Here is a 1,331-nt window from a genome sequence, read left to right on the forward strand (position 1 = left end):
GTCCGGTTGTGATTGTATTTGCCATTATTGTATTTGCGAGCTTACCTATCTTGTTCAAGTTCATTCCTAGTGAACTTGCACCTTCGGAAGACAAAGGTGTAGTTGTACTTATGGGTACCGCACCTTCGAACGCGAACTTGGATTACATCCAAAACACCATGAACGATGTAAACAAGATTCTGTCGGATCAACCAGAGGTAGAATACGCGCAGGTATTTAACGGTGTTCCTAACTCGAACCAAGCGTTTGGTCTAGCAACACTTAAACCTTGGAGTGAGCGTGAAGCCAGCCAATCTGAGATCACCAAACGTGTTGGTGGATTAGTTGCAAGCGTACCAGGCATGTCAATCACGGCATTCCAGATGCCAGAACTGCCTGGTGCGGGTTCAGGTCTACCAATTCAGTTCGTTATCACGACACCAAACAGCTTCGAAAGCTTGTTTACGATCGCAAGTGACGTTCTGACAGACGTAGCCAGCAGTCCAATGTTCGTCTACTCGGACTTAGATCTGAACTACGACTCTGCAACCATGAAGATCAAGATCGATAAAGACAAGGCGGGCGCATACGGTGTGACGATGCAAGACATCGGTATCACGCTAAGCACCATGATGGCTGATGGCTACGTAAACCGTATCGACCTAAATGGCCGTTCATACGAGGTAATTCCTCAAGTTGAACGTAAATGGCGTTTAAATCCAGAATCAATGAAGAACTACTACGTTCGTTCTGTGGATGGAAAAGCAGTACCACTTGGTAGCCTGATCACTATTGATGTTGTCGCCGAGCCTCGCTCATTGCCTCACTTCAACCAGCTGAACTCAGCAACCGTTGGTGCTGTACCATCGCCTGGCGTCGCAATGGGTGATGCAATTAACTGGTTCGAGGACGTAGCGCAGAACAAACTGCCTGCCGGTTACAACCACGACTACATGGGTGAAGCACGTCAGTTGGTGACGGAAGGTAGCGCGCTATACGCAACATTTGGTCTTGCGTTAGCCATCATCTTCTTGGTTCTTGCGATTCAATTTGAATCACTTCGTGACCCTATCGTTATCATGGTATCGGTACCGCTAGCGGTGTGTGGTGCGTTGATCGCCTTGGCTTGGGGCACAGCCTCGATGAACATCTACTCGCAGGTCGGTCTGATCACGTTGGTCGGTCTGATCACCAAACACGGTATCTTGATCTGTGAAGTAGCAAAAGAAGAGCAGCTGCACAACAAACTGTCTCGAATCGATGCAGTAATGGAGGCGGCGAAAGTGCGTCTTCGTCCAATTCTGATGACCACTGCGGCGATGATTGCCGGCCTTATCCCGCTAATGTACGCA

Annotated in this window: 1 pseudogene; it reads left to right on the plus strand. The window is 48.7% G+C overall.

The features are described 5' to 3' along the window. Positions 1–1,331: pseudogene (vmeD, locus tag R7Q38_RS23510) on the plus strand (multidrug efflux RND transporter permease subunit VmeD); the annotation flags it as partial.

The sequence above is a fragment of the Vibrio sp. Vb0598 genome (assembly GCF_033338935.1).
GTDB classification, from domain to species: domain Bacteria; phylum Pseudomonadota; class Gammaproteobacteria; order Enterobacterales; family Vibrionaceae; genus Vibrio; species Vibrio alginolyticus.